General features: G+C 73.0%; 22 protein-coding genes. 11 read left to right on the top strand and 11 right to left on the bottom strand.

Annotation, left to right across the window (positions count from 1 at the left end; translation table 11 throughout):
* Positions 1-213 precede the first annotated feature (213 nt).
* Positions 214-1092: a BadF/BadG/BcrA/BcrD ATPase family protein gene (locus A6F73_RS03385; RefSeq protein ID WP_063346375.1), complete on the bottom strand. Its 879-nt coding sequence runs from the start codon at positions 1090-1092 to the stop codon at positions 214-216.
* A gap of 144 nt (positions 1093-1236) precedes the next feature.
* On the bottom strand, positions 1237-2751 hold the full coding sequence (locus A6F73_RS03380; protein ID WP_063346374.1) for an FAD-dependent monooxygenase: 1515 nt from the start codon (positions 2749-2751) through the stop codon (positions 1237-1239).
* A gap of 55 nt (positions 2752-2806) precedes the next feature.
* Here A6F73_RS03380 and A6F73_RS03375 point away from each other — a divergent pair, with 55 nt between their 5' ends.
* From A6F73_RS03375 to A6F73_RS03340, 8 genes are all read left to right on the top strand, one after another.
* Complete coding sequence (locus A6F73_RS03375; RefSeq protein WP_063346373.1) at positions 2807-3445, top strand: TetR/AcrR family transcriptional regulator C-terminal domain-containing protein; 639 nt, start codon at positions 2807-2809, stop codon at positions 3443-3445.
* Between the two features lie 851 nt (positions 3446-4296).
* Positions 4297-5733, top strand: a complete 1437-nt coding sequence (amrS, locus tag A6F73_RS03370) for an AmmeMemoRadiSam system radical SAM enzyme (protein WP_063346372.1) — start codon at positions 4297-4299, stop codon at positions 5731-5733.
* Between the two features lie 35 nt (positions 5734-5768).
* Complete coding sequence (locus tag A6F73_RS03365) at positions 5769-7274, top strand: radical SAM protein (protein WP_063346371.1); 1506 nt, start codon at positions 5769-5771, stop codon at positions 7272-7274.
* A 65-nt stretch (positions 7275-7339) separates the two neighbouring features.
* Positions 7340-8638, top strand: coding sequence for a coproporphyrinogen-III oxidase family protein (locus tag A6F73_RS03360; protein ID WP_063346370.1), 1299 nt, complete (start codon positions 7340-7342; stop codon positions 8636-8638).
* A gap of 156 nt (positions 8639-8794) precedes the next feature.
* Entirely contained in the window at positions 8795-9427 is a 633-nt protein-coding gene (locus A6F73_RS03355) for a LysE family transporter (protein ID WP_063346369.1), read from the top strand.
* Positions 9428-9609: 182 nt separating this feature from the next.
* Positions 9610-10290, top strand: coding sequence for a hypothetical protein (locus A6F73_RS03350; protein ID WP_208869047.1), 681 nt, complete (start codon positions 9610-9612; stop codon positions 10288-10290).
* A gap of 155 nt (positions 10291-10445) precedes the next feature.
* Positions 10446-10682 (top strand): hypothetical protein, encoded by a 237-nt coding sequence (locus A6F73_RS03345; protein ID WP_063346368.1) that lies wholly within the window; start codon positions 10446-10448, stop codon positions 10680-10682.
* Between the two features lie 58 nt (positions 10683-10740).
* Positions 10741-11928 carry a flotillin family protein gene (locus A6F73_RS03340; RefSeq protein ID WP_063346367.1) on the top strand — a complete coding sequence of 396 codons (1188 nt, stop codon included), beginning with the start codon at positions 10741-10743 and terminating at the stop codon, positions 11926-11928.
* Positions 11929-11956: 28 nt separating this feature from the next.
* On the opposite strand, the gene A6F73_RS03335 is transcribed toward A6F73_RS03340, so the two are convergent.
* Positions 11957-12619, bottom strand: a complete 663-nt coding sequence (locus A6F73_RS03335) for a TetR/AcrR family transcriptional regulator (RefSeq protein ID WP_063346366.1) — start codon at positions 12617-12619, stop codon at positions 11957-11959.
* Positions 12620-12711: 92 nt separating this feature from the next.
* Between A6F73_RS03335 and A6F73_RS03330 the strand changes: the two genes are divergently transcribed.
* On the top strand, positions 12712-13125 hold the full coding sequence (locus A6F73_RS03330; protein ID WP_063346365.1) for a hypothetical protein: 414 nt from the start codon (positions 12712-12714) through the stop codon (positions 13123-13125).
* Between the two features lie 39 nt (positions 13126-13164).
* Here A6F73_RS03330 and A6F73_RS03325 read toward each other — a convergent pair whose 3' ends face one another.
* The 4 genes from A6F73_RS03325 to A6F73_RS03310 form a co-directional block, all read right to left on the bottom strand.
* Entirely contained in the window at positions 13165-14934 is a 1770-nt protein-coding gene (locus tag A6F73_RS03325) for an ABC transporter ATP-binding protein (protein WP_063346364.1), read from the bottom strand.
* Positions 14931-16718, bottom strand: a complete 1788-nt coding sequence (locus A6F73_RS03320) for an ABC transporter ATP-binding protein (protein WP_063346363.1) — start codon at positions 16716-16718, stop codon at positions 14931-14933. Before A6F73_RS03320 ends, A6F73_RS03325 begins: the two co-directional genes overlap by 4 nt.
* A 195-nt stretch (positions 16719-16913) precedes the next feature.
* Complete coding sequence (locus A6F73_RS03315) at positions 16914-17651, bottom strand: class I SAM-dependent methyltransferase (RefSeq protein ID WP_063346362.1); 738 nt, start codon at positions 17649-17651, stop codon at positions 16914-16916.
* A 348-nt stretch (positions 17652-17999) separates the two neighbouring features.
* Positions 18000-18803, bottom strand: a complete 804-nt coding sequence (locus A6F73_RS03310; protein WP_063346361.1) for an alpha/beta hydrolase — start codon at positions 18801-18803, stop codon at positions 18000-18002.
* A 254-nt stretch (positions 18804-19057) separates the two neighbouring features.
* Between A6F73_RS03310 and A6F73_RS03305 the strand changes: the two genes are divergently transcribed.
* Positions 19058-19816: a helix-turn-helix domain-containing protein gene (locus A6F73_RS03305; protein ID WP_063346360.1), complete on the top strand. Its 759-nt coding sequence runs from the start codon at positions 19058-19060 to the stop codon at positions 19814-19816.
* Positions 19817-19823: 7 nt separating this feature from the next.
* Here A6F73_RS03305 and A6F73_RS03300 read toward each other — a convergent pair whose 3' ends face one another.
* Entirely contained in the window at positions 19824-20111 is a 288-nt protein-coding gene (locus A6F73_RS03300; protein WP_063350907.1) for a hypothetical protein, read from the bottom strand.
* Positions 20112-20383: 272 nt separating this feature from the next.
* On the opposite strand from A6F73_RS03300, the gene A6F73_RS03295 reads away from it, so the two are divergent.
* Positions 20384-20956, top strand: a complete 573-nt coding sequence (locus tag A6F73_RS03295; protein ID WP_063346359.1) for an RICIN domain-containing protein — start codon at positions 20384-20386, stop codon at positions 20954-20956.
* 67 nt (positions 20957-21023) lie between these two features.
* Here the strand turns inward: A6F73_RS03295 and A6F73_RS03290 are convergent, their stop codons facing one another.
* The 3 genes from A6F73_RS03290 to A6F73_RS03280 all read right to left on the bottom strand — a co-directional run bounded on the left by A6F73_RS03290 (position 21024) and on the right by A6F73_RS03280 (position 24953).
* Positions 21024-22115 (bottom strand): LLM class flavin-dependent oxidoreductase, encoded by a 1092-nt coding sequence (locus A6F73_RS03290; protein ID WP_063346358.1) that lies wholly within the window; start codon positions 22113-22115, stop codon positions 21024-21026.
* A 64-nt stretch (positions 22116-22179) separates the two neighbouring features.
* The gene (locus A6F73_RS03285) at positions 22180-23253 is read right to left on the bottom strand and encodes an LLM class F420-dependent oxidoreductase (protein ID WP_079135395.1); all 1074 of its coding nucleotides are present in this window, start codon (positions 23251-23253) and stop codon (positions 22180-22182) included.
* An 80-nt stretch (positions 23254-23333) separates the two neighbouring features.
* Complete coding sequence (locus tag A6F73_RS03280; protein WP_063346357.1) at positions 23334-24953, bottom strand: ABC transporter substrate-binding protein; 1620 nt, start codon at positions 24951-24953, stop codon at positions 23334-23336.
* Between the last annotated feature and the right edge of the window lie 91 nt (positions 24954-25044).

Here is a 25044-nt window from a genome sequence, read left to right as displayed (position 1 = left end):
GCGGCGGTGACGAGCAGGGCCGACGCTGCGGCGGCGGCCGGGAAGCGCAGGGGGTGGGGGCGTAGGCGCAAGGGGAGCTCCTCCGTCGAAGCCACGGGAGCTCGACGGTAGGGGCGTTACTGACCGGTTGGCTAGTGGCGTGCATGCCATTTCCGGTGGGGTGCAGTGGAGTTGGTGATCCGTCGGGACCGTCTACCGCTTACGGCCTACCGCCTACCGCCCGGCGGCGAGGCGGGTGGCGAGGTGGGCGGCGGCGGTGGCGGCGTCGGTGCGGGGGAGGCGGGGGTGGAGGTCGGCGAGGAGGTGGTGGAGGCGCTCGCGGATCGGACCGGGGGCGGTGGCCACCGAGCCGGTGAGGACCAGCGGTTCGGCGGGGGCGGCGGTGGCGCGGACGAGGCCGGCCAGGTGGTCGGCGGCGGTGTCGGCGATGGCGCGGGCGGCCGGGTCTCCCTGCGCGGCGAGCCGGGAGACCAGCGGGGCGAGGGTGGCGAGCCGGCGGGGCGGGCCGGCGTAGGCCCAGTGGAGCAGGGCTTCGGGGGAGTCGGCGGCGCAGCGGGCGCGGACGGCGGTGCCGAGCGGGCCGGCCGGGTCGGCGTGGGCGTGGCGCAGGGCCTCGCGGCCGAGCCAGAAGCCGCCGCCCTCGTCGCCGAGCAGCCAGCCGAGCCCGCCGCCGCGCGCGAGCGTGCGGGCACCGGCGAGCCGGACGCAGATCGCGCCGGTGCCCGCGATCAGGACGGTGCCGTGGCCGTCGGTGACGCCGCCGGAGGCCAGGGCCGGGACGGTGTCGGGGACGAGCCGCACCGGGTGGCGGAGGCCGAGGGCGGCCCGGCAGCGCTCGGCGAACGCGTCCGGGTCCGGTAGGGAGCGGTACCCGGCGAGGCCGATCAGGCAGGCGGCGATCCGGCCCGGGCCGCGCCCGTCGAGGGCGGCCGTGACCGCCGCCGCCAGCCGGTCGAGCGCCGGCTCCGGGCCCTCTCCGGCGGGGTTGGCGCCGGGGCTCTCGCCGCGGCCCCGGACGGCGCCCGCGGCGTCCAGGAGGACGGCGCGGGTGTGGCTGCCGCCGGCGTCGACGCCGAGGTGGAGGGTGGTCATCGGGCGCCTCCGGTGCGGGTTCGGCGGGTGGCCGGTGTGGTGGTGAGCGGTATCAGGTCGGCGGGGCGGGCGCCGCGGACCTGCGCGAGCGGCTGCCGCCGGCCCTCGGGGCTCCGGAGGGGGCGCCCGTGGGCCGACCGGTCCTCAGCGTAGAGGGACCGCGGCGGAAGGGTGGGCGGTCGTCGCCGTGACGGCCGTGTGGGCGGCCTTGACCAGTGCGGGGAGGTGCTGTTCCTCGGTGAGCCAGGCCAGGTGCCCGTCGGGCCGGACCAGGGCGGCGGTGACACCGCGCCAGGCGGGCCGTGACGTGCCGAGCGGCGCGCTGTGCACGGTGACGCCCGGGCTGGTGGCGTGGGCGAGGGCGGCGAACTCGGCGCCGGCCCGGCCGGTGAGGTCGAGCAGGACGTGGCGGCCTCCTCGCATCAGCGTGAACAGGCCGTTGCCGTCCGCGGGCCCGGCGAGCCTCAGGTCCGGCGCCCGGGAGCCGGTCAGCGGGTGCGCCCCGCTGCCGGGGTCGGCCGGGTAGGCGGTCGCGAGGCCGGCCGCGCGACCGGCCAGTTCGTCCGAGAACTCGTCGACGCCGGTGATGAGTTCGGCGAGCAGACCGCGCAGGGCCAGCGTCGTCGGCGAGTGGTCGGTCATCAGCCCGGACTGGGCGTGGGTGGAGCGCAGCAGCTCCACGCCGACCGGGTGGCGCTCGGCGTGGTAGCTGTCGAGCAGGCCGTAGGGGGCGGCGCCGGTGATGGTGCGGGCGAGCTTCCAGCCGAGGTTGGCGGCGTCCTGCATGCCGACGTTGAGTCCGGGCCCGCCGGCCGGGAAGTGCGAGTGCGCGGCGTCGCCCGCCACCAGGACCCGCCCGTGCCGGTACCGGTCGGCCTGGCGGGAGGCGTTGCCGAAGGTGGAGATCCAGCCGGCCTCGCGCATCCCGAAGTCCGTCCCGGTGATCCCGCGGACCTTGGCGCGCAGCTGCTCGAAGGTCAGCGGGCCGGGCTTGGTGTGGACGGTCGCCGTGTCGTTGCCGACCACCCGGTGCACCCCGCTGGGCAGCGGGAAGACCATCACGGTGCCCTGCTCGTTGGAGACGGAGCGCCAGCGCGGCGGTGCGTCGAGCACGGCGTCCGCCATCCAGGCCCAGGCGGTGGCCGGGGTGCCGGGGAAGCCGATGCCCGCCGCCTCGCGCACGGTGCTGCGGGTGCCGTCGCAGCCGACCAGGTAGGCGGTGCGCAGCCGGTAGGGGCCGTCCGGGCCGTGGACGTGGATGGTGACCGCGTCGTCGCCCTGGTCCAGCCCGGTGACGCGGTGTCCGCGCAGCAGCCGGGCGCCGGTCGAGCGGAGGTGTTCGGCCAGCAGCTCCTCGGTGCGCACCTGGGGGAGCGCGAGCGTGAACGGGTACGGCGTGTCCAGCCGGCTGAAGTCCAGCCGGGGCGGCAGGGCGGCGAAGTGCCCGCCGGGGATGCGGACGCCCTCGGCGAGGAAGGGCTCCACCAGGCCGCGGGAGGCCAGCAGTTCCAGGGTGCGCGGGTGCACGGTGGTGGCCCGCGAGTGCGGGTCGGGTTCGGCGCGGCTCTCCAGCACGGTGACCTCGATGCCCTGCAGCCGGAGTTCGGCGGCGAGCCAGAGCCCGACCGGGCCCCCGCCGGCGATGACGACCTGTTCCATGACTCATCCCTCTCTTGGTCAGTGACCAATGACTTGGCTCCAGTAGACTAGGTCAGTGACCAAGAAGCAAGCCCCGGATGCCCCCCGGACCCGACTCGACGCCGACACGGTGGTCCGCGCCGCCCTCGACCTGCTGGACGACAAGGGCGCCGCCGCCGTCTCCGTGCGCGGCGTCGCCGAACGGCTCGGCGTCCGGATGAACACCGTGCTCTGGCACGCCAAGACCAAGGGCCGCCTGCTGGAACTCATGGCGGACGCGATCGTCGGCGAGATCCCGCTCGACGACCTGCCCGCGCCCTGGCACGAGCGGGCCCGCGAACTCGCCCACCGCTACCGCCGGTGCCTGCTGGCCCACCGCGACGGCGCGGTCATCGTCGCCGGCACCTATGCCGCCGAGCCCGGCACCCTGCGCTTCGCCGACGCGATGATCGCCGCGCTCCTCGACGGCGGCCTGGACGAGCGCCGCGCGTCCTGGGTGTTCTGGACCATCCAGTACCTGACCCTCGGCCTGACCCAGGAGGAGCAGGCCCTGGCCGCCCAGGGCGGCGTGCACACCCTCGGCCCGGCCCTCGCCGCCGGCGACTACCCGGCGCTCGCCCGGGTCGTCCCGCACATGGAGGACGCCGCCTTCACCGAGCGCTTCGATTTCGGCCTCTCCCGGATCCTCTCCCCGTCCGGCCCCACCGCCCCCTGAATTCCCAACAGCCGCCCCCTCGTTGCCCCGGCCGCTCCACACGCCCCCCCTCGGGACCGCCTTTACCGGTGCTCGGCGAGCGGCGGGTGGGGCGGCCGATCGGCTCTGTGACAGCAGGTATTCCGCCGACCGGCGGCGATTTTCGGCCCTCCTCCCACATCGGGCGATCCCGGCCGCGCCGCCCCGCCGGATCGGCCCCCGCCGTTCCCCGGCCCGGGAACCCGCTGGGCAGGCGCGAGATCACCGTTTGTGAGGCTTGCCTAACCTGCGCCCCGCTGCGACCGGAGGGCGCTGTCCGCTTCGAGGTGTTGGCCGGATCGGGCGGCACGCGGACTTCTTGACAGGCGGGAGCCCATACGCCGAAGCTCATCGCAGTTGGCGAATTTCTCACCGAACTCCCGCTCCGCTTCGGCCTCTTCGCGAGGCGTTTTTCTCAGCAGTGGCTTCGTCATGAGGGAAAGTGAGATCCGCTTGACGTTCGTGACCGCGGAAACCCGCGCGGAACCGGCCCGCCCGGTGAAAGCGAGAAACCGGGACAGTGGGGTTCCGGACCACGGGCGGATGTACGGGCGGATGTACGGGCGGGCCGATGTCGAATTCCGCACTGCAGTGCGGGAATTCGGGTTGCCCGACCGCGCCGCCCCGGCGCGCCCCGTCCCGGCGTGCCCCGCGCACGTGACCGCACCTCCTCCGGCGACGGCCTGATCCGGAGGGCCCGCCCGGTGCGGACGACCGCGCCGGGCCGTCCGGGATCTACCCGTCCGGCCCCGATCCGTCCGGCCCCGACCCGTCGCCGCCGCACCACCGCCTCCGTACCACCGTGTCCGTACCACCGCACGGAAGGAACAGCCATGTCGCAGAACACCTGGGACAAGGAACCGCGCCCCGCCAGGCTGGAGGAACGCCTGGACGACGGCGTGGTCCGATGTCATCTCAGCCCCCGGAACTGCCGGATCCGCCCCGGCCAGCACGGATTCTGCATGGTCCGGGCCAACCGGGACGGCCGCCTGGTGACCCTGAACTACGGGCGCTCGGTCCACGCCACCGAGGAGACCATCGAGACCGAGGCGGTGTTCCACTACGCGCCCGGCGCCCGGATCCTCTCGATGGGGAACGTCGGCTGCATGCTCAACTGCGACTACTGCCACAACTGGAAGACGTCGCAGGCGCGCCACGTGGAGGACAAGGACGTCTACCACTACACGCCCGAGGAGGTCGTGGACATCGCCGTCCGGCACGGCGTGAAGGTGATCTCCTGGACCTACAACGACCCGGTGGTGTGGCACGAGTTCGTCGTGGAGACGGCCGCCCTCGCCAAGGCGGCGGGAATCGTCAACCTCTACAAGTCCGCGTTCTTCATCAGCGGCGAGGCGATCGAGGAACTGATCCCGGTGATCGACATCTTCTCGGTGTCGATCAAGTCCCTGGACCCGAAGTACTACCGGAAGATCACCAAGGGCTGGCTGGAACCGGTCCTGGAGGGCACCGAGCAGGTGTTCCGGGCCGGGAAGCACGTCGAGGTCTCCACGCTGATGGTCACCGACCTCAGCGACGACGAGGCGACCGCCCGGGACATGGCGAGGTTCGTCGGCGAGCGGCTCAGTCCCGACGTGCCCACGCACTTCGTGCGCTTCCACCCGGACTACAAGATGACCAACACCATCCGCACCCCCGTCGACCGGCTGGAACGGGCCCGCAAGGTCGCCATGGACATGGGGCTCAACCACGTCTACCTGGGGAACGTGTACGACACGGAGTCGACCAACACCTGGTGCCACCGGTGCGGGCAGCTCCAGATCACCCGCTACGGCCTGAACGCCGACCTGGTCGGCCTGGACGCGGCCGGCGCCTGCATCGGCTGCGGCGCCCGCTCGCCGATCGTCCTGCTGCCCGACGCCCGCCCGCGCGCCCGGGTGCCGGAACTCCCCGCCGCCGAGGGCCTGGACCTGGCCCGCTTCGACTGGCACGGCGACGTCCGCGCCCTGCACGTCCAGGTGCGCAACACCTCCGCCGCGCCGGTGCGGGCCTACCACCGCCGCTACGGGGACCCGGCCGCCGACCAGGGCTGGCAGGTCATCGACCTGGCCCCGCAGGAGAGCTTCCGGTACATCGCGGCCAAGAGCACGGCGGGCGAGGTCGGCGTCCAGGTGGCCGTACCGCCGCAGTGCACCTCCAGCCTCCACCAGGTCTTCGACCGCGCGCACTTCCCGACCGTGGAGGCCTCCGCCGGAACGCTGAACGAGGACGTCTCGCCGCTGCCGCTCTTCCAGCCCCGCGCCAGGTCATGACCGGGCCCGCGAGCACGACGGAGCAGGCGGGTCCGATGCGGCACGGGACCGACTACCGCGTCCTGCCGTTCAGCGACGACCTGTCGGCCGTCCTCATCACCGGGAGCCACCGGCTGCTGCTCGCCCCGGCGGACACCGCCGAGCGGCTGGCCTCCGGCGTCGACCACCTGCGGCTGGACGAGCGGCGGGCGTGGGAGCGGCTGCAGGCCGGCGCCGCCACCGGCCGGGAGGCCAACCGCATCCGGCTCCGGGAGAGCGCGCTCTCCGACGGCGCCGACTTCGCGGTCAACGTCAACCTGACGAACGTGTGCAACCTCGCCTGCACGTATTGCTTCGCCGAGGGCGGGGACTACGGCCGGATCACCGAGGCGATGGGCGAGCACTCGATCGCCTGGATCTTCGACTTCATCCACCGCTACGCCGCGCCCGGGCAGCGGGTCCGCTTCGAGTTCTTCGGCGGGGAGCCGCTGGCGAACTTCACGGTGATCCGCAAGATCTGCGAACGCGCCCGCGACCTCACCGGGCGCTCGGGCACCGAGTTCGTCCACCGGATCTCGACCAACCTCACCCTGATGCCCCAGGGTGTCGAGGAGTTGTTCCGCGACCACCGGTTCATCGTCTCGGTCTCGATCGACGGCGGCCGCGAGGTCCAGGACGCCAACCGCCCGTCCAAGAACGGGAAGGGCTCCTACGACCGGATCATCCGCAACCTGTTCCGGCTGCGCGAGGCGTGCGGCGACGACGTCACCCTGGTGGCCCGGATGACCATCGCGACGGCGCAGCCCAGCCTCACCGAGAGCGTGCTCGACCTGTGGGGGCTCGACCTCTTCGACTACTTCCAGATCTATCCGGGCGTCTACCCGGTGGAGCAGGGCACGACGGTGCCGATCGCCCTCACGCTGGGGGACCGGAAGCTGTCCGAGCCGAAGGGCATCCAGTACATCAACCACTTCCTCCAGCCCGGCATCGTGGAGCAGTTCAAGGACTTCCTGGTCCACTACCCGCGGCTGTTCGCCCCCGACAACCGGTTCAAGGGCGTGCTGGAGTACGAGCGGGCCGTGCAGATGGTCACCGAGGGCGCGGCGGCGCTGGCGTTCTGCTCGGGCGGCCGGACGTACTACACGCACTCCCCGGACGGCAGCGTCAGCCCCTGCCACCGCCTGGTCGGTGACCAGGGCTTCGACGTGGGCACCGGGGCCGAGGGCCTCACCCGGGAGCACCCCGAGTGGCGGCGCACCGTCGACGAGCACCGGGTGTGCGGGTCCTGCTGGGCCCGCTACCTGTGCGGCGGGGGCTGCCGGCAGGAGAACCACGTGGCCTCGGGCGACGTGAACGTCCTCAACACCGAGTCCTGCCAGTACCAGTTGATGCTCGCGGAGGAGGTCGTCAAGATGCTGGCCCGCTCCGCCGCCGACTACCGCGAGCGGTCGCGGGAGCGCTACGACGACCTCTTCGTCTCGTGCGGGCGCCCGGTGGTCCCCAACGACCGGCCGGCCCTCGACGCGGCCGCCGACGTCCGCCCGTTCCAGGTCCTCTGCTGACGGCCTCCGCCCCCGGACCCGTCCACCACCACGCCAGGCCGGCCCCGACGAAGGAGCGACCGCAGATGGCCGAGAAGATCATCCGACGGAACATCCACACGTACCCGTTCAAATACCGGCACCACGAGTACGACGAGTACTTCCGCCCCGAGAACGCGGTGCTCTACCTGCACGTCCCGTTCTGCATCACCAAGTGCGGATTCTGCGACTACACCGTCTACATCAACCGGAACGAGCAGCACTTCGCCCAGTACGTCGACGCGCTCGAACGCGAGATCCGCGCCTTCGCCGCCAATCGGGCCTTCCCCGCGTTCCGGGTCGACGCGGTGTATTTCGGCGGCGGTACGCCGGGCATCCTCACCGGCGACCAGACGGCCCGGCTGCTGGACGCCTGCCGGGAATCGTTCGAATTCAACGAGGGCGCGGAGATCGGCCTGGAATTCGACCCCTCGACGGTCGACGAGGCCAAGATCGCGCGGATGCGGGAGGCCGGGTTCACCCGGCTCAGTGTCGGCGTCCAGGCCTTCGACGACCGGCTGCTGGAGATCTGCAACCGCTCGCACGACCTGGCCACCGCCGAACGCGCCTTCCGCACCGTCGTCGACGGCGGGTTCACGCACACCAACATCGACCTGATCTTTCCGCTGCCCGACCAGTCCGTGGACGACTGGAAGCGCAGCGTCGACCGGGCCATCGAACTCGAACCGGCCTGCATCACGGCCTACGGCCTGGAGATCTGGCCCAAGACGGCGTTCCACTCGCTCATCACGTCCGGGAAGATGGCGCTCCCCTCGGCGCAGGACGAGCGCCGGATGTACGAGTACGCCATCGACGCGCTGGAGGCGGCGGGCTTCGCCCGGCGCAGCTCGACGGGGTACTACCACCCCGACCGCTGCGCCGACTACTCGCGCTTCCTGGAGTACTACTGGCGGACCTGGCCGATGATCGGATTCGGCGTCTCGTCGAAGAGCGTGATCCACGACCGGCTGTTCGTCAACGTCAAGCCGCTCAAGAAGTACTACGAGATGGTCGGAAGTGGTCAAATTCCGCTGGATTTCGCCACGTACCTCACCAAGGAACAGGAAATGCGCCGCGTCATGATCCGCGGCCTCAAGATGTGCGAGGTCAACCGGCCGGACTTCCACGACCGGTTCGGCGTCACCATGGAGGCCGTCTTCGGGGCGGAGATCGAGCAGCTCATCGACAAGGGCTGGCTGGAGGAACGGGGCACGGACGTGTATGCGCTGACCAGGCTCGGTCAGTTGTTGTCGACCAATGTGTACGAGCTGTTCTACGCGCCGGAAGATCTCAGTCCCGCCGAAGGGGATGAGGTACGGTTCGGCATATCGGAGCTCGTCGAGTGACCTGATCGGCGGGTGTTGTGACGAGGGGCAGAGCGAATTGTCGCGCACGTGCTCGCACCAGGCCTTCCGCCGGGCCTTGAGCCGGGACCTGAGCCGGGACTTTCACCGGGACTTTCATCGGACCGGAATGATCGCGGTGACCTGCGGGGGACTGCGGTGAACATCCTCCCCGCGTGGTTCGCCGGGCTCAGCCTCGGCTTCCTGGTCGCCCTGCCCCTCGGCCCCATCGGCCTGCTGTGCGTGCGCAGCGTCCTGCGCGACGGCTTCCCGACCGGCTGGGCGATCGGCCTGGGCGCGGCCCTGGTGGACATCGCCTACGCCGGCCTGGGCCTCGCCGGGGTCGGCAGGCTGCTGGACGTCCCCGCGCTGCGGACGGCCCTGGGGCTGGCCGGGGCCGCCGTGCTGGTGTACATCGGCGCGCGCTCGCTGCGCTCCGCCTTCCGGGTCCAGGCGGCCACCGACGACGAGCGGAACCCCGAAGTGGTCCGCCCGCTGGCGGCGTTCCGCACGGCGCTGGCGGCCACCGCCTCCAACCCGGCGACGATCGGCTACTGGGCCGCCGCCTTCGCCGCGGCCACGGCGGCGAACGTCACCGGGACGCTGCCCGCCTCGGTGTCCATGCTGGTCGGCGTCGGCTGCGGCACGCTCCTGTGGTTCACCCTGCTGAGTACGGGCGTCGTGGTGTTCCGCCGGCGCTTCAGCGCCCGGCTGCTGAAGGGCGTCGACCTGGTCGCCGGGATCGGGGTCATCCTCTTCGGCGGCTTCCTGGCCTACCAGTCGCTCGCCTGAACCGGCCGCGGTGACGGCGTCGGGCGGCGGCTGACCGAGGCCCTGCGTCGAACTCCCAGCTGTGTGACGGGAGTTCGGTGGCGGGGCCCCGGCTTCCGAACAGCCCGGTGTCCGCGCCGCTGCCCGCCTCCGCGCCTCTGGGGGCGGCAACGGGCCGGACGCCCGTCCCCCTGGAGGAACCCATGGCGTCGCACCGTCCCCCTGGCGTCGATCCGAACGGAAAACCTTGGCGGCTGGGCGAGTTACTGCCCAGGGCGCTGGTGTACCTGGCCGGCTGCGTGGTCTTCTCGACCGGTGCCCACTTCTTCATCCAGTCCGATCTGGGCACCGACCCGCTCGACGTCTTCTCGCTGGGCGTGCTCAAGCACCTGCCGCTCACCATCGGCCTGTGCCAGGCGGCCGTCGCGGTGGTGTGCATCGGGGCGTGGGCGGCGTGGAACCGCAAACGCCCGGTGGTCTCGCCCTTCGTGACCTTCTTCCTGTGCGGCAGCCTGATCGACCTCTTCCAATGGCTGCGGCCGGCGGCCTGGTTGGGGCTGAGCAGCTACCCGCTGATGCTGCTCGGCGCGCTGCTGTGCGCCTACGCCTCGGCGCTGATCATCATGAGCGGCTTCGGCATCCGGGCCATCGACCTGCTGGCGATCACCATCCGGCACCGCTGGACCTGGCCGTTCTGGTGCGCGAAGGGGCTGATCGAAGGAGTGCTGCTGCTCTGCGGCTGGCTGCTGGGGGGCCCGGTGGGCATCGGTACGGTGGCCTTCCTGGTCTTCGTGGACCTGCTCATCGAGCCCTTCGTCCGGTTCAACCGGCGCTTCCTCGACATCCCGGACCACGGCTTCGCGGTCGCCCTGGCCGTGCCCTGACCGGTGCCGGTCCGGCCGGCCCTGGTGGTCGCCGGCGACGGCCGGTGGCGGGGCGGTTGCCGGAGTACCGTGGAAGGGGTCGAGACACCGCCGCCGTCGGCGGTTGCCGCAGGTGTCCTCGACCCGGTGGTGCGACGTGGGGACCGGAGGCGCCGGTGGCGCGAGAGAGCACGCCCGCGGTCGACGACTCCCGGCAGAGCCCGGTCGGAGCCGTCGGCAAGGTGACGGTGCCCATTCCGGCGGGCGGCCCGGGCGAGGTCCTGGTCGCCCTCCGGGGTGGTTCGGAGGTGTTCGCGGCCTGGTGCTCGGAGCCGGTCGGCCGGGACGTCCGGGTGGTCGTGGTGGACGCGATCTCGGCCCGCTCGGTGATCGTCGAGCTGTTGCCGCCCTAAGTAGAGCTGTTGCCGCCCTCATCGCGGTTTCGGATCCCAGCTGGTCAGGTGGTCGGTCATGTTCTTCTGGCACGTTCCCGCACCCAACGAGGCGATGCTCATCTCCGGGTCCAAGCACCAGGCGCAGGACACCCAGTTCCGCATCGTCACCGGGCACGGCAGCCTCGTCCTGCCGGTCAAGCAGAAGGTCCGCATGCTCTCCCTGGCCCTGCGGGAGGCGGAGATCGCCGAGGACTGCGTGACCCAGCAGGGGATCCGGCTCACCGTGCGCGCGGTCTGCGTGTTCAAGGTCGGCGACGACGCCGTGTCGATCGCCAACGCGGCCCGCCGCTTCCTCTCGGAACAGGACCAGATGGAGGAGCTCGTCGGCCGGATCTTCGCCGGCCACCTGCGCTCGATCATCGGCGGGCTGACCGTCGAGCAGATCATCCGGGAGCGCAGCCGGGTCGCCCAGGAGGTGATGGCGGGCAGCCACGGCGAGATGGAGAAGCTCGGCATCGTGGTCGACGCGCTGCAGATCCAGGAGATCGAGGACTCGACCGGGTACATCGACAACCTGGCCGCGCCGCACGTGGCGGCGGTCGCCAGTCAGGCCCGGATCGCCCAGGCCAAGGCGGACCAGGAGGCCGCCGAGCGGGAGCAGCAGGCGGCCGCGCTGAAGGCCGAGTACGAGCGCGACACCGCGATCAAACGGGCCGGGTTCCTCGCCGAGACCGAGCAGTCCAGGGCCCGGGCCGCCCAGGCCGGGCCGCTCGCCGAGGCCCGGGCCTCCCAGGACGTCATCGAGGAGCAGACCGCGCTCGCCCAGCGCCGGGCCGCGCTGGCCGCCCAGCAACTGGAGGCCGACGTGCGGCGCCCGGCGGACGCCGAGGCCTACCGGCAGCGGACGCTGGCCGAGGCCGCCCGCGACCGGGTGAAGTTCGAGGCGGACGGCAGCGCCTACAGCGAGCGGGCGCTCGCCCAGGCGCAGGCGGACGCCAACACCGCCCGGGCCGACTCCCTGCGCGGCGGCAACCAGGAGCTCATCGCGGCCAACCGGATCGTGGAGAACCTGCCGGCCCTCGCCGACGCGGCGGCCCGGGGCATGTCCGGAGCCGAGCTCACCGTCCTCAACGGCAGCGACGGGGTCAACCAGATGGCGGCGGGCATCGTCAGCCAGGGCCTCGCCATCCTGCACTCGCTCCAGCACTCGACCGGCCCGTTCGGCGACGGCAAGTCCAAGCCCCGCTTCCCGGAACGGACTTGAGGCACCCGGGGGCCCGCGGGCCGAGGCGTCAACGGGCGGCGACGAGGCCGTCCACCAGGGCCCGCAGGCCGTCCAGGTAGGTGTCGTCGGTGGTCAGCGCGGCCCAGCGGTCCGCGACCTGGGCGAGGCGGGGGAGTTCGTCCGGGTCGAGGCCGGCGAACACCTGCTCCCGGTACGTGGCGCGCTCGTCGTCCGCGCGCCGCCGGGCCGCCGCCGCCCGGACCACCAGCTCGCCGGCGGTGTAGTACCAGATCGTCCGGTACCCCTGCACGGCCCGCTCCGGCGTGAGGCCGCACGCGGTGAGGCCGTCGACGATCTGCTCGACGAACCACAGCGCGGACGCGGACATCAGGTCGTCGGCGGTGAGCACCTCGACGATCCAGGGGCAGTCGGCCAGGGCCTCGTGGATCGCGGCGGCGGACCTGACGACGCGGTCGCGCGGGTCGGCGGGTAGTTCGGGCCGGCGCAGTGTCCGTGCCGCGTGGTCGTCCAGCAGCAGGACGAGCAGTTCCTCCTTGTCGCGTACGTGGTGGTAGAGCGCCATCGGCGTGCTGCCGACCTCGGAGGCGAGGCGGCGCATGGTCAGCCGGTCCGCGCCCTCCTCGGTCACGATCCGGCGGGCCGCCTCGACGACCTGCTCACGGGAGATGCGGGGCGGTCGGCCCGAGGTCCTGCGCGGTGCGGTCGGCATGGGTCCATTCTTCCCCAGGGGTCGACAGCGGCGATGGTGTGGGGTTAGTTTTCTTACGCGTATAGAAATTGCTGACCGGAAGGAACACCGCCATGACGCCCACCGCCGTCGACCTGTTCGCCTCGGCCCTGCACTTCCACCCCGACGGCGAAGTCCGCGCCGCCGAGCGGCAGATGGCCGGCGGCGCGCCGGACATCTGGCACCTCGGCGCCTTCCACGTGGAGACCGACGCCGACGTCCACGCCGACCACTGGGAGATGCACCCGGAGGCCGACGAGGCGGTGTGCTGCCTCGCCGGCGGCGCGCGGCTCTACCTCCGACCCGCGGGCGGGGACGGCGACGGCGCGGGGGGCGGTGCCGACGAGCTGGTGCCGCTGCCCGCCGGCAGCGCGGTGGTCGTCCCCCGCGGCCGCTGGCACCGCCTCGAACTCGACGGCCCCAGCGACCTGATGTCGCTCACCCTGCGCCACGGCACCCGGCTCGAAAAGCGCACCGACACCCCCTGACCGCAGGCGCCCCCGGGCGGCTTTCTCAGCGGCGGCCGGTCAGGACTCCCCGCTCCACGACCGCCAGAGCGCCGCGTACGCCCCGCCGGCGGCGACCAGTTCGTCGTGGGTGCCCAGCTCGACGATGCGGCCCGCCGCCATGACGGCGACCCGGTCCGCGTCGTGCGCGGTCTGGAGCCGGTGGGCGATGGAGATGACCGTGCGGTCGGAGCGCACGGCCGCCATCGCCCGCTCCGCCTGCCGGGCCGTGGTCGGGTCGAGCAGGGACGTCGCCTCGTCCAGGATCAGGGTGTGCGGATCGGCAAGCTGCACCCGGGCCAGGGTGAGCTGCTGGGTCTGCGCGGCGCCGAGTTCGGTCCCGCCGGTGCCCAGGAGCGAGTCCAGCCCGTCCGGGAGGTCGCGCACCCAGTCCGCCTCCACCAGGGCGAGCGCGGCCAGCACCGCCGCGTCCTCGGCGTCCGGGGCGGCCAGCGTCATGTTCTCCCGGAGCGTCCCCATGAACACGTGGTGCTGCTGGGTGATGAGCACGACGCGGTTGCCCAGCTCGCCCGCCGCGGCGAGGTCCGCGACCGGCACGCCGCCGACCAGGATCCGCCCCGCGTCCGGGGCGTCGACGCCGGCGAGCAGCTTGCCGAGGGTCGACTTGCCGGCGCCGGACGGGCCGACCACGGCCAGCCGCTCGCCCGGCCGGACCACCAGGTCGACGTCCGTCAGCACGTCGTGCGAGCCGGTGTAGGCGTACCGCACGCCGACGGCCTCGATCCGGTCGTCGGCGGGGCGCAGTCCGGTGGCCGGCGGCTCCTGCGACACCAGGCCGACGCCCTTGATGCGGGCGAACGACGCACCGCTGCGCTGCAGTTGCTCGACCCAGTTGAGCGCCCGGTCCAGCGGGTCGACGAGCTGCCACATGTAGAGGCCGCCCGCCACCACCGCGCCCAGCGTCACCGAGCCGTGGAGGTGGCCGAGGCCGCCCACCAGCAGGACGAGCGCCATCGGCAGCGCGTGCGCGAACTCGGTGACCGGGAACAGCACGGTCCGCAGGAAGAGAGTGCGCACCCCGGCCCGGTAGGCGGTGTCGACGGCCCGGTCGACCACGCCGTCCTGGCGCGCCCCGACCCCGTACGCCTCGATGGTCCGGGCGCCGTGGGCCGTGGAGTTGAGGACCTCGGTGACCCCGCCCGCCGCGGCCCCCTCGGCGAGGTAGGCCTCCCGGGCCCGGGACAGGTACCAGCGGCTCACCGCCCAGACGATCGGCAGGCCCACCAGGGCGCAGAGCCCGATCAGCGGGTCGAGCAGGAAGGTCGCGGTGAGGATGACCAGCACCTGGACGACGGCGATGAAGACGTCCGGGGCCGCGTTGCGCAGGGTGGCGGCCACGGTGCCCACGTCCAGCGAGGAGCGGGTCACCAGGTCGCCGGCGCCGACCCGTTCCGCGTACCGCCCGGGCAGTGCGAGCGTCCGGTCGACGACCTCCTCGCGGAGCCGGGCCAGGGCGCGTTCGCCGAACCGGTGGGAGAGGTAGCGGGCGTAGCGGGTGAGCACCAGCTGGGCGAGGGCGAACCCCAGGACCGCCGCGGCGAAGCCGTCCACCTGGCCGACCGTCAGCTCGCCGTTCTCGACCCGGGTGACGATGCGGCCCAGCAGCCACGGCCCGGCGACGCCCGCGAGGGCGGCGAGGCAGGTGAGGGCGACGATCGCGCCCATCGCCCGGCCGTCGTCCGCCAGCAGGCGCCAACTGGCCCGGCGCACCGTCGCGGTGTCGGCGACCGGGAGGCGGCGGGGGGCGTCGGGGGTGTCAGGGTTGCTCATCGGACCATGCCTTCCTCGGCGTCCGCAGGGGCGCTCGCCGGGTGGTCGTCGCTGCCGCCGCGGAACACCAGCGCCGCGTAGCCGGGGTCGCGGGCGAGCAGCTCGCCGTGGGTGCCGGTGGCCCGGACCTTGCCGTCCACCAGGTGGACCACCTCGTCGGCGCGGCCGAGCACCAGGGGGGAGGTGCTGACGACCAGGGTGGTCCGGCCGCCGCGCACGGCGCCGATCCGGGCCGCCACGGCCGCCTCGGTGAGCGCGTCCAGCGCCGAGGTGGGCTCGACCAGCAGCAGCACCTCGGGATCGGCCAGCAGCGCGCGGGCCAGTCGCAGCCGCTGGCGCTGCCCGCCCGAGACGTTGCCGGCGCGGTCGTCGAGCGGCGCGTCCAGGCCGCCCGGCAGGGCGTCGACGATGTCCTCGGCCGCGGCGGCGTGCAGGGCGCGCCGCAGCTCCTCCTCGGTGCGGTCGCCGCGGATCGACACCGCGGAGCGGAGCGTGCCGCCGAACACGTACGCGTCGTCGTCCGACACCAGGATGTGGCGCCGTAGTTCGGCGGGCACCCAGTCGGAGAGCCTGGTGTCGCCCCAGGTGGCGTCCGAGTCGGTGTAGCCGCCCAGCCGCTCGACGACGGTCCGGGCCTCCTCGGGCCGGGCGGCGGCCAGCGCGGTGAGCCGCCCGGGCCGCAGCAGCAGGCCGGAGTCGGGATCGCTCAGCCCCGCCGGGGCCTCCGGCGGGGTCGTCAGTGTCCGGCTGCGCGTCGAATCCGGCCGCAGCGCCAGGATGTCGATGACCCGGCGGGCGGAGACCAGCCCGCGCGGCAGGTCGTCCGCGCCCTCGACGAAGGCGGAGACCGGCACCAGCAGGGCCGCCACGTAGCCGTAGACGGAGACCAGTTCACCGACCGTGATCGAACCGGCGGCCGCCATCCGGGCGCTGAGCCAGGTCACCACGGCCAGGAAGACCACCGGCAGGCAGGCGCCGAGCGCCTGCACCCAACTGGTGAACGAGGCCACCCGGTAGCCGAGCGGGACGAGGGCCTGCGAGCGCTCCCGGTAGCGCCGGGCGAACATCGGCTTGCCGCCGATGCCGTTCAGCACACCCAGCCCGGCGACCAGGTCGCCGGCCAGGGCCGTCAGCGCCCCCTGCTGCTCGCGGTAGCCTCCCTCGGCGCCGTGCAGCTTCCCCAGCAACGGGCCGACGGTGAGGGCCAGCAGCGGCACCCCGAGGAGGATCACCGCGGCGAGCACGACGGAGATCCGGACCAGCAGGACGGCGGTGGCGAGGTAGGCGATGACCGCGCCGACCCCGGGCCCGGTGATGGTCAGCGTCTGCGCGATCCGGCCGATGTCGCCGGCCTGGAGATGGGTCAGCTCACCGGCCGACACCTGGCGCGGCAGCGTCGTCCCCAGCCGGTTGACGTGCCGGGTGATGACCTGGACGGTGCGGTACGCGGCGTCCGCCCGGACGAAGGTCATGGTGCGGTGCCGCAGGATCCCGAGGACGGCGATGAGCGCGCCGACCACGAGGACGGCCGACACCCAGAAGACCAGCGCGCCGCTGTCGCGGGCCCGGAGGCCCTCGTCGATCGTCCTGGACATCAGGTAGGGCGGCAGCATCAGGGCGCACATCCACAGGCTGCCCCAGGTCGAGCCGAGCAGGACGCGGCCGCGTTGCCTGCGCACCAGCCACCAGAGGAAGCGCAGCGGACTCCGGTGGTCCGGCAGCCCGGGATCACGGTAGGGGACCCGGCGCGCACCCCCGGGCAGGTCCGGTCCGTCGCCGGTCATCCCGCCTGCCCCCGGGCAGGCCCCCGAGCTATGAACTGGTCCAGGATCCGTTGACGTCTCATTCCCGGAGTCTGGCAGACCGCCCCGCCACGGAACTGACGCACCCCCAGGTCGGGCCGGCGGGGGCCGCGGAGCCCGGCTGACCCGGGGGTGACGCGGTGGGGGCGGTCGGTTCCGGCGGCCGCCCCCACCGGGTCACCTCTGCGGTGTGCCGGCCGCGCCCACCACCAGCCAGTGGGACGGGAGGTCGATCCGGCTGCCGTCGGGCGCGAACTCGGTGAGGAACAAAGGCAGTTCGCCGGAGGCGAGGACGGTGAGCCCGGCGGTGCGAAACAGTTCGCCGAAGGCCGAGTCGACGACCTCGGCGGGGGCGAGGCCGTGCTCGAAGACGGGGCGCAGCTTCGGGGGAGGGCCCTGCGGGCTCTGGGCGAGGCCGGCCAGGACGGCCTTCGCCGACGCGGACAGCTCGACGACGAACGCCCGGCCGCGATCCCCGACCAGGGCGGCGATGGCGTCGGCGACCGGCTGGCGGTCGGCCGGTTCGCACTGGTGGATCAGGGCGCGTACGTACACGTTGGCATCGCCGAGCCGGGCGTGCAGCTCCCGGACGCCCTGCCGGTCGGTGGCGTCGAGCCGGGCGAACTCGGCCCGCCCGTCCGGATGCTGGGTGCGGGCGAGCTCCACGGCGGCGGTGGACAGGTCGACCCCGAGGGCGCGGCCGAAGCGTTCGGCGAGGAAGCGGGTCTGGGTGCCGTTGCCGCAGCCGACGTCGACGACGGGCAGCGCCGGGTCGACGAGGTAGGGGTCGAACAGCGCGAGGTGCACGCTCGCGGTGAGCGCAGGCTCCGCGTCCCAGATCACCGCGCCGGCCTCCGCCGGTGCGTCGCGCCAGAAGCCCTCCCAGGCGTTCAGGTACCGACTCGACACGGGCATGGCGGAGAACCTCCCAGCTGGTGAAGCACGGTGTCGGGATCGTCCCCGGACAGCGGACAGCGGACAGCGGACAGCGGACAGCGGACAGCGGACAGCGGGCGGCGCGTGGAGGCGCGTGGGGAATCCGGCGAAGGCCTCCGCCCCCGGCTTCCCCCGACCCCCGAGCTGCGCGCAGCTCCGCCCGACCGGACGGCCGATGACGGTCAGTCACGCTAACGGCCCCGGCGGGCGAGGCCGGCCGCGCGTCACCCGAACGCGGTAATTCCGAGGGAAGTTCGCCCGAACGGCCGCCCGTCGTGCGAGCGCTTCGCGGTGACCCCGCAGGGCCGGTTCGGGTCGGTGCGGGGCTCAGCCGGCCACGCTCGCGGGGGTGGCGGCGAGGTCGCGGACGGCGTCGGCGATGGCGTGGAAGTCCTTGCGCAGGATCTTGGAGTGGTTGCTCGCGACCTTCGTGCTGACCCGGATGTTCGGGTTGCGGGCGAGCACCGGGTCGAGGTTGGTGCGGATCTGTTCCATCAGCTTCGCTTCGCCGCCCAGGTTGCCGCCCGTGGCGACCACGTACCGGACCGGTACGGTCACCTGGTCGAAGACCGGGTCGAGGGCGGCGGGCGCGCAGAGCTCGTTGATCTCAAGATTGATCTCGGCGTGCTGCTCGGCGCTCATCCGCGCGGCCATGCCGAGTCGGCGGGCGATCGGGAACAGCGGGCTGAGCCGGCGGAACAGCTTGCGGACCTGCTCCCGGGTGGCGTCGTCGAGCCACTCGTGCGGGAACGCGCCGTCCACGGACACCGCCCCGAGGACGCGGTCCGGGTGCCGGGCGGCCCAGTGCACCGCGAGCATCGCGCCGTAGGACCAGCCCACCAGGATCGGCCGGTCCACGCCCCTCGCGGTGAGGACGGCGTCGACGTCGCGCAGGCACGCTTCGAACGAGTAGTCCGCCGAGCGCTTCGACTTGCCGCGGGCGCGCTCGTCGAAGGTGATGTGCCGGTAGCCGTCGCCGAGGTCGGCGATGACGCGCCGCCAGTGCGACTGGTCGGCGTAGGAGCCGTTGAGGTAGACCACGGGACGGCCGGGCCCGCCGGTGTCGGTCACGGCCAGGGCGGTGTCGTCGACGGAGACCATGCCGGTCCAGACGGGCTGCTTGATGGTCATGGGGTGCCTTCTTCCGGGTGCGGGGGTGGCGGGCTGCTGCGGCTCGTTGTTTCTGATGATGGAAACGCTACGTTGCCTTCACGGCTAGTGGCAACAAGTTCGTTGCTTGAAATCGGTATCGATGCAGGTGAAAGCGCAATTATCGTTGCAGTGGCTTTGAATTTAACGCAACGTCAGCCGCCGTCTTCGTTGCACTGGAATGAGGGTGAACGCTATGGTGAGGGCATTCAGGGAAGCGTGAAGGGAGAATCGCGGTGCCGGGAGGCAGGCTCACTCAGCAGGAACGCCAGCAGATCGCGCTGGGGATGGCCGACGGCCTCGCCTACGCGGAGATCGCCAGGCGGCTCGACCGCCCCACCTCGACGGTCACGCGCGAGGTGATGCGCAACGGCGGCCCCGCCGCCTACCGCGCCGACCTGGCCCATCGCGCCACCGAACGCCGCCGCGCCCAACGGCGCAGGCCGGCCGCGCCCCGGGGGTCGGAGGCGCCCCCGCAGGCCCACGGGCGCGACGCCGAGGCCGTGCGCGAGTACCAGGAGACCTACACCACCGTCCTGATGGCCTCCGGCATGCCCAAGATGACGGCCCGGGTGCTGGCCTGCCTCACCCTCACCGACAGCGGCAGCCTCACCGCGTCCGAGCTGGCCCGGCACCTCCAGGTCAGCCCGCCGTCCATCTCCAAGGCGATCGCGTTCCTCGACGGCCAGGGCCTCGTCCGCCGGGAGCGCGACGAGCGCCGCCGCGAGCGCTACGTCGTCGACGACGACGTCTGGTACCAGTCGATGATGGCCAGCGCCCGCGCCACCGCCCACCTCGTCGAGGTCGCGCGGCAGGGCGTCGGCGTCCTCGGCCCGCAGACCCCGGCCGCCACCCGCCTGGAGAACATCGCCCGCTTCGTCGACTTCGTCTCCGAGAGCATCGTCCGCGCGGCGGAGCAGGCCCGCGAGATCCTCCACACGAAGCCGGAGGCGGCCCCGGCCGGCCCGGCCGCTCCGGGTTCGGGCCGCGGATAGCCGACGATCAGCGGGAGGCGGCGCGGTAGGCGCGGCGCCAGGGGTCCGGGTCCGCGCCGAGGGCCTGGACGATGTCGGAGAGCAGTTCGACGTCCAGGCGTTGGCGTCCGCTGCGGAAGCAGTCGTAGACGGTGATCCGCCCGGGTGTGCGTTCCCCGGCCGGGACGCCGCGGGCTGCCCGGACGGAGCTGATCCGCCGGACGATGGTCGAGTAGGAGGGGCTGCCGGCCTCCTGCCGGAGCAGGGCGAGGGACTCGGCGAGTGCGTCCAGGGAGTGCGAACTGGCTGGCGTCACAGCGGAGTTGGCCTCGGCTGCCCGGCAGGTGCACCGGGCCGCTGTGGTGCGCATAGGTGACCAGGTCAAAGCTCTGTCCTCCCCCTGCCGAGCCTGCGTGAACAGCCTCTTCGCGCCGGGGGTTCCTGTCAACTGAGGTGAATCAAATGGCGAAATCCATACACTCCCGTTTGTTCGGGATCGTTCGGAAAGCTGCCCAGGCCCTCAACTCCGCTGCCAGGATGGCCGCATTCCGCAGTGACACACCGTCAGAGAGGGAGGTGTCGGACCTCATGAAGTCCGCCCGAAAGATCGTCTCAGTCCTGGCACTCGCGATCGGTCTGAGCGTCTCGTTGCCCGTCGCCGCCGCGCAGGCCGACCCCGTCAATCCGCAGCCCTACGCCTACGGTTCCCTCGTGGCGCTCGCCCGCCCGGCCAGCGGCGGCCCCAACGGCACCTACTACTGCATGGACGAGTACCGGCAGACCAACGGCGACGGGCGGCCGGTCGTCCTGCGCCCGTGCGACGGCTCCTGGAACCAGTTCTGGTTCGTCTCGCCGGACGGCCTCATCCACAGCACCAACGACGGCCGCTGTCTGTCGGGCCACGTCCCGAGCGGCCCGTCCGACAGCCCGGGCGCCACGGCGGTGGGGTGCAACGGGGGTGACCCGAAGCAGCGTTGGACGTTCGACACCGACCGCGGCGTGTGCAACGCCGTCGGTGCCTGCCTGACCTACGTCGGCAACCAGGGCCCGCGGTCCTCCTACGGACTCTGGACGCTGGGGCGGAACGCGAGCATGGGGCAGACCCAGGAGTTCGGCTGGGCCCACTCCGACAGCGACCGCCCGGTCAACCCCAACATCTAGTCAGGGGCCCGGCGTGGCCGAGGCCGAGGCGGTGATCGCCTCGGCCCCGGCCGAACGGGGGCGCCGGTCACCAGACGCGGCGGTCGGCGGGGGTGCCGAGGCCGGTGCGGAGGTGGCGGACGAGGCTGCGGCGCAGCTCACGGTCCTGGTCCGTCTCGACGGGGAGGTCGAGCTGGACGATGTCCACGCCGGCCGAGCGCAGCAGGCCGATGCGGGCGGCGACGGTGGCGGGGGAGCCGGCGTAGGCGGCGGTGAGGGAGCGGCGGATGTAGGCGGCCACCTGCTCGTCGCCCCGGGAGGGGTCGGAGCGGCCGCGCTCGCGGTCGCGGTCGAGCTGGACGGCTTCCGTCCAGGGCCCGCCGCTACCGGAGGTGAGGCGCAGGGCGTCGCGGCGCAGCCGGCGGACGCGGTCGCGGGCCGCCTCGTCGGTGTCGGCGAGGACGACGGTGACGTGCCGCCAGATCCGCAGGGTCCGGCCGTGCGCGGCGGCGGCGGTGCGGACCTGGGCGATCCGCCGCCGGGTGTCCGGCAGCGGCAGCGGGCTGACGGCGTACACCTCCGCGTAGCGGGCCGCCAGGTCGAGGCCCTGCGGTGACGAGCCGCCGAAGGAGAGCAGCTCGCCGCCGGGTCTGGGGTGCAGGCCGGGCCGGGCGGCGGACACGGTGTAGAACTCGCCCTTGTGGTCGATGTCCTGGTCGGCGGCGAGGTAGCGGGTGAACAGGTCGAGGTACTCGTCGGCCCGGCGGTAGCGCTCCTGCTTGTCCAGGAGGTCGCCGTCGCGGGCCGTGTCGTGGTCGCTGGAGCCGATGATGACGTGGGCCGCCGCCCGCCCGCCGGAGAGGCGGTCCAGGGTCGCGAGGGAGCGGGCGGCGACGGTCGGCGCGGTGGTGCCGACCCGGTGGGCGACCGCGATGCGCAGCCGGGTGGTGGCGGCCAGGGCCCACGAGGCCACCAGCCACGGGTCGGGCCACGAACTGGACTGCACCACCAGGGCGCTGTCCAGCCCGTCCTCCTCGTTCTCCCGCGCGGTGCGGGTGACGTACGCGGGGTCGGCGGTGCGGTCGCGGCCGTCGGGGGCCCAGCGCAGGGCCTGGCGTTCCTGCGCGGTGTGGCCGGGGACGGGTGCGGCGCGGACCCCGCCGCGGATTTCGAGTGGCACGGCTCGCCTCCGGTCGTGAGCGTCGTGAGGGTGACAGGGGATGGGGACGGGTGGGGCGCGACGGTCAGAGGGCGGCCGGCCCGAGCCGGGCCAAGGTGTCGAGCAGCTTGGCGCGGCTGACGAACACCTCGGGCGGCAGCGACACGTACAGCTGGATGGTGGTGACACCGGGGCGGTGGTAGGCGAGGATGCGTTCCCGGCACTCCTCCGGCGAGCCGCTGATGAACAGCCCGTCGACGACCTCGTCGGGCAGCGCCTTCTGGGCGCTCTCCGGGTCGCCGGCCGCCCAGAGCCGGTGGGTCTCGGCGAGGAGTTCGCCGTGGCCCAGCCACTCGTGGAACTTGCGGTACGGCTCGCGGTTGAGGATCCAGGCGAGGAACGGCCGGCTGGCGCGGTGGGCGTAGTCGGTGTCGTCGGTGGGGCAGACGAAGACCTTGACGACCAGTTCCTTCCCGGGCGGCTGCGGGCCGACGGCGTCCAGGATCTTCGGCACGTCGTGCGGGAACAGCAGGTTGGTGATGGCGCCGTCGCCCTCGGTGAAGCCGAGCCGGAGCATGTTGGGCCGCAGTGCGCCCAGGATGACCTTGACCGGCTCGGTCGGGGGGTGCGGCAGCCGGTAGCCGGTGATGTCGAAGGTGTCGAACCCGCCGGTGACGTACTCGCCGCGCAGCGCCCGGGTGACGAAGCGCAGGACGTCCCTGGTCCGCTTGAACGGCTCGTCGAACGGGATGCCGTTGATGTCGGTGACGTGCGCGGGCACCGAGGCTCCGATGCCCAGCAGCAGTCGGCCCGGGGCGAGTTGGGCGAGTGTCGCGGCGGTCTGGGCGAGCACGGCCGGGCCGCGGGTGTGCACCGGGACGATGCCGGTGCCGATCCGCAGCGAGGGGGACCAGGCCGCCGTGGCGGCCAGCGGGGTGAAGGCGTCGGTGCCGCCGCCCTCGGCGCTCCACACGTCGGTGTAGCCGAGGTCGGGCAGCCGCTCGACCAGGAACCGGTGCCGGTCGATGGTCAGGCCGGGCAGCGGGAGGGTGATGCCCCACTTGGGCGGCGCGGCGGGCACGGGGGTGTGTGCGGAGCCGTGCGCGGAGCCGGGCGGGACGGTCCCGCTGTGGTGGTGCGGTCGGTGCGGGTCGGTCATCGGGATGGCCGTCCTTCCTGTGGTGCGCGGTGCTCTTCGGCGGTGGCGGGCGAGGGCGGGGGAGAGGCGGTGTCCGCGGGTCAGCGGACCCATACGGTGGTCAGGTCGAGGAACCAGGACTGCGGCTGCACGAGCCCCTGGACCCTCGGCGAAAGGGCCCGCGGATTGCGGTCGTTGACCACGAACAGCCAGGGCGCGTCCTGGGTGACCAGGGCGAGCGCCTTGCGGTACCCGGCCTGCCGGGTGGCCTGGTCGGCATCGGCGGCCGAGGAGGCGAGCAGCTCGTCGACCTGCGGGTTGGCGTAGTGGCCGGTCCAGAAGGGGCTCTTGGAGCCGATGAACAGCGGGAGCAGCGCCTCGGACTGGAACAGCGTGGTGGACTGGGCGACGGCGTCCGAGCCGAGCGCCACCTGGCCCTTGGCCTCGGCGCCGATCAGCGTGGTCCAGTCGGTGGTGCGCAGCTCGACCTTGATGCCGACGGCGGCGAGATCCCGCTGGAGGGCCTCGGCGATCGGCACCGGCAGCAGGTTGCCGCTGCCGCCGGTGGGCACGGTGACGGAGGTGCTGAAGCCGTTCGGGACGCCGGCCTCGGCGAGCAACTGCCGGGCCTTGGCGGGGTCGTAGGAGTAGACGTCGCCGGCGGGGTCGTAGGCGGCGGTGGCGCGCGGCGCGGTCTGGTAGGCGGGGTCGGCGGTGCCGTGCAGCAGCTTCTCGGCGATGGCCTTGCGGTCGATCGCGTAGTTGGCGGCCCTGCGGACCAGCGGGTTGTCCCAGGGCGCCTTCGAGGTGTCCAGGATCCAGTACCAGAGGTGGTCGTAGCTGTTCGTGGCGATCTGGACGCCGTCGGCCTTGAGGCTGTCGATGTCGTCCGGGTTCGGGTACTCGATCCAGTTCACGCCGCCGGAGCGCAGGGCGGCGGTGCGGGCCGCGGCGTCCGGCAGCGCCTTGATCACGAGCCGGTCGAGCCTGGGGGCGCCGCGCCAGTAGCCCTTGTTGGCGGCCAGCTCGATCTGCTGGCCCTCGGTCTGCGAGACGAACGAGAAGGGGCCGGTGCCGACCGGGTGCCGGGCGAAGTCCGCCGAGCCGGACTTGCGGACGGCGGTGGGGCTCGCGATCAGGACGTGCGCGAGGTCCTCGGGGAAGTGGCCGTTGGGGTCCTTGGTGACCAGCTCGACGTGGTCGGCGTCGGTCTTGCGGTACGAGGCGATGTCGCCCGCGTACTCGGCGGCGGCGGCGCCGAGGGCGTCGGTGTACTCGGGGCTCTTCTTGTCGAGGTAGCGGGCCAGGTTGAAGACCACGGCGTCGGCGTCGAACGGGGTGCCGTCCTGGAACGTGACGCCCTTGCGGAGGGTGAAGGTCCACGTCCTGGCGTCGGCGGCGACCTGCCAGTCGGTGGCCAGGGCGCCGGTGACGACCGGCGGCTTGTCGGTGTCCTTGAGCAGTTCGTACCGGGTGAGGCCCTCGTAGAGCTGGAAGGAGACCAGCCGCTTGCCCTCGAAGCCGGCGCCGCCGATCACCGTGTCGGGGTTGGGGAGTTTGCCGGTGGCGCCGATGACCAGGGTGCCGCCGCGGCCGTCACCGCCGCCCGCCCCCGCGGAGCCGCCGCCGTCGGAGCCGGCGCAGCCTGCCGCCGCCGCGAGCAGAACGGCGGCGGCCGGCAGGGCGACGGCTCTGGAGCGGATACGGCTGGTGCGCGTCATGGCGATTCCTCGTCGGTTCGGTGGTGCGGAGGTTCAGCGGTGCGGGGGTTCAGCGGTGCGGGGGTTCGGTGGTTCGGCGGTGTGTCGGTAT

It is taken from the genome of Streptomyces sp. MJM8645 (assembly GCF_001625365.1).
Taxonomy (GTDB): Bacteria; Actinomycetota; Actinomycetes; order Streptomycetales; family Streptomycetaceae; genus Kitasatospora.
This window is presented reverse-complemented; position numbering and strand designations above follow the sequence as displayed.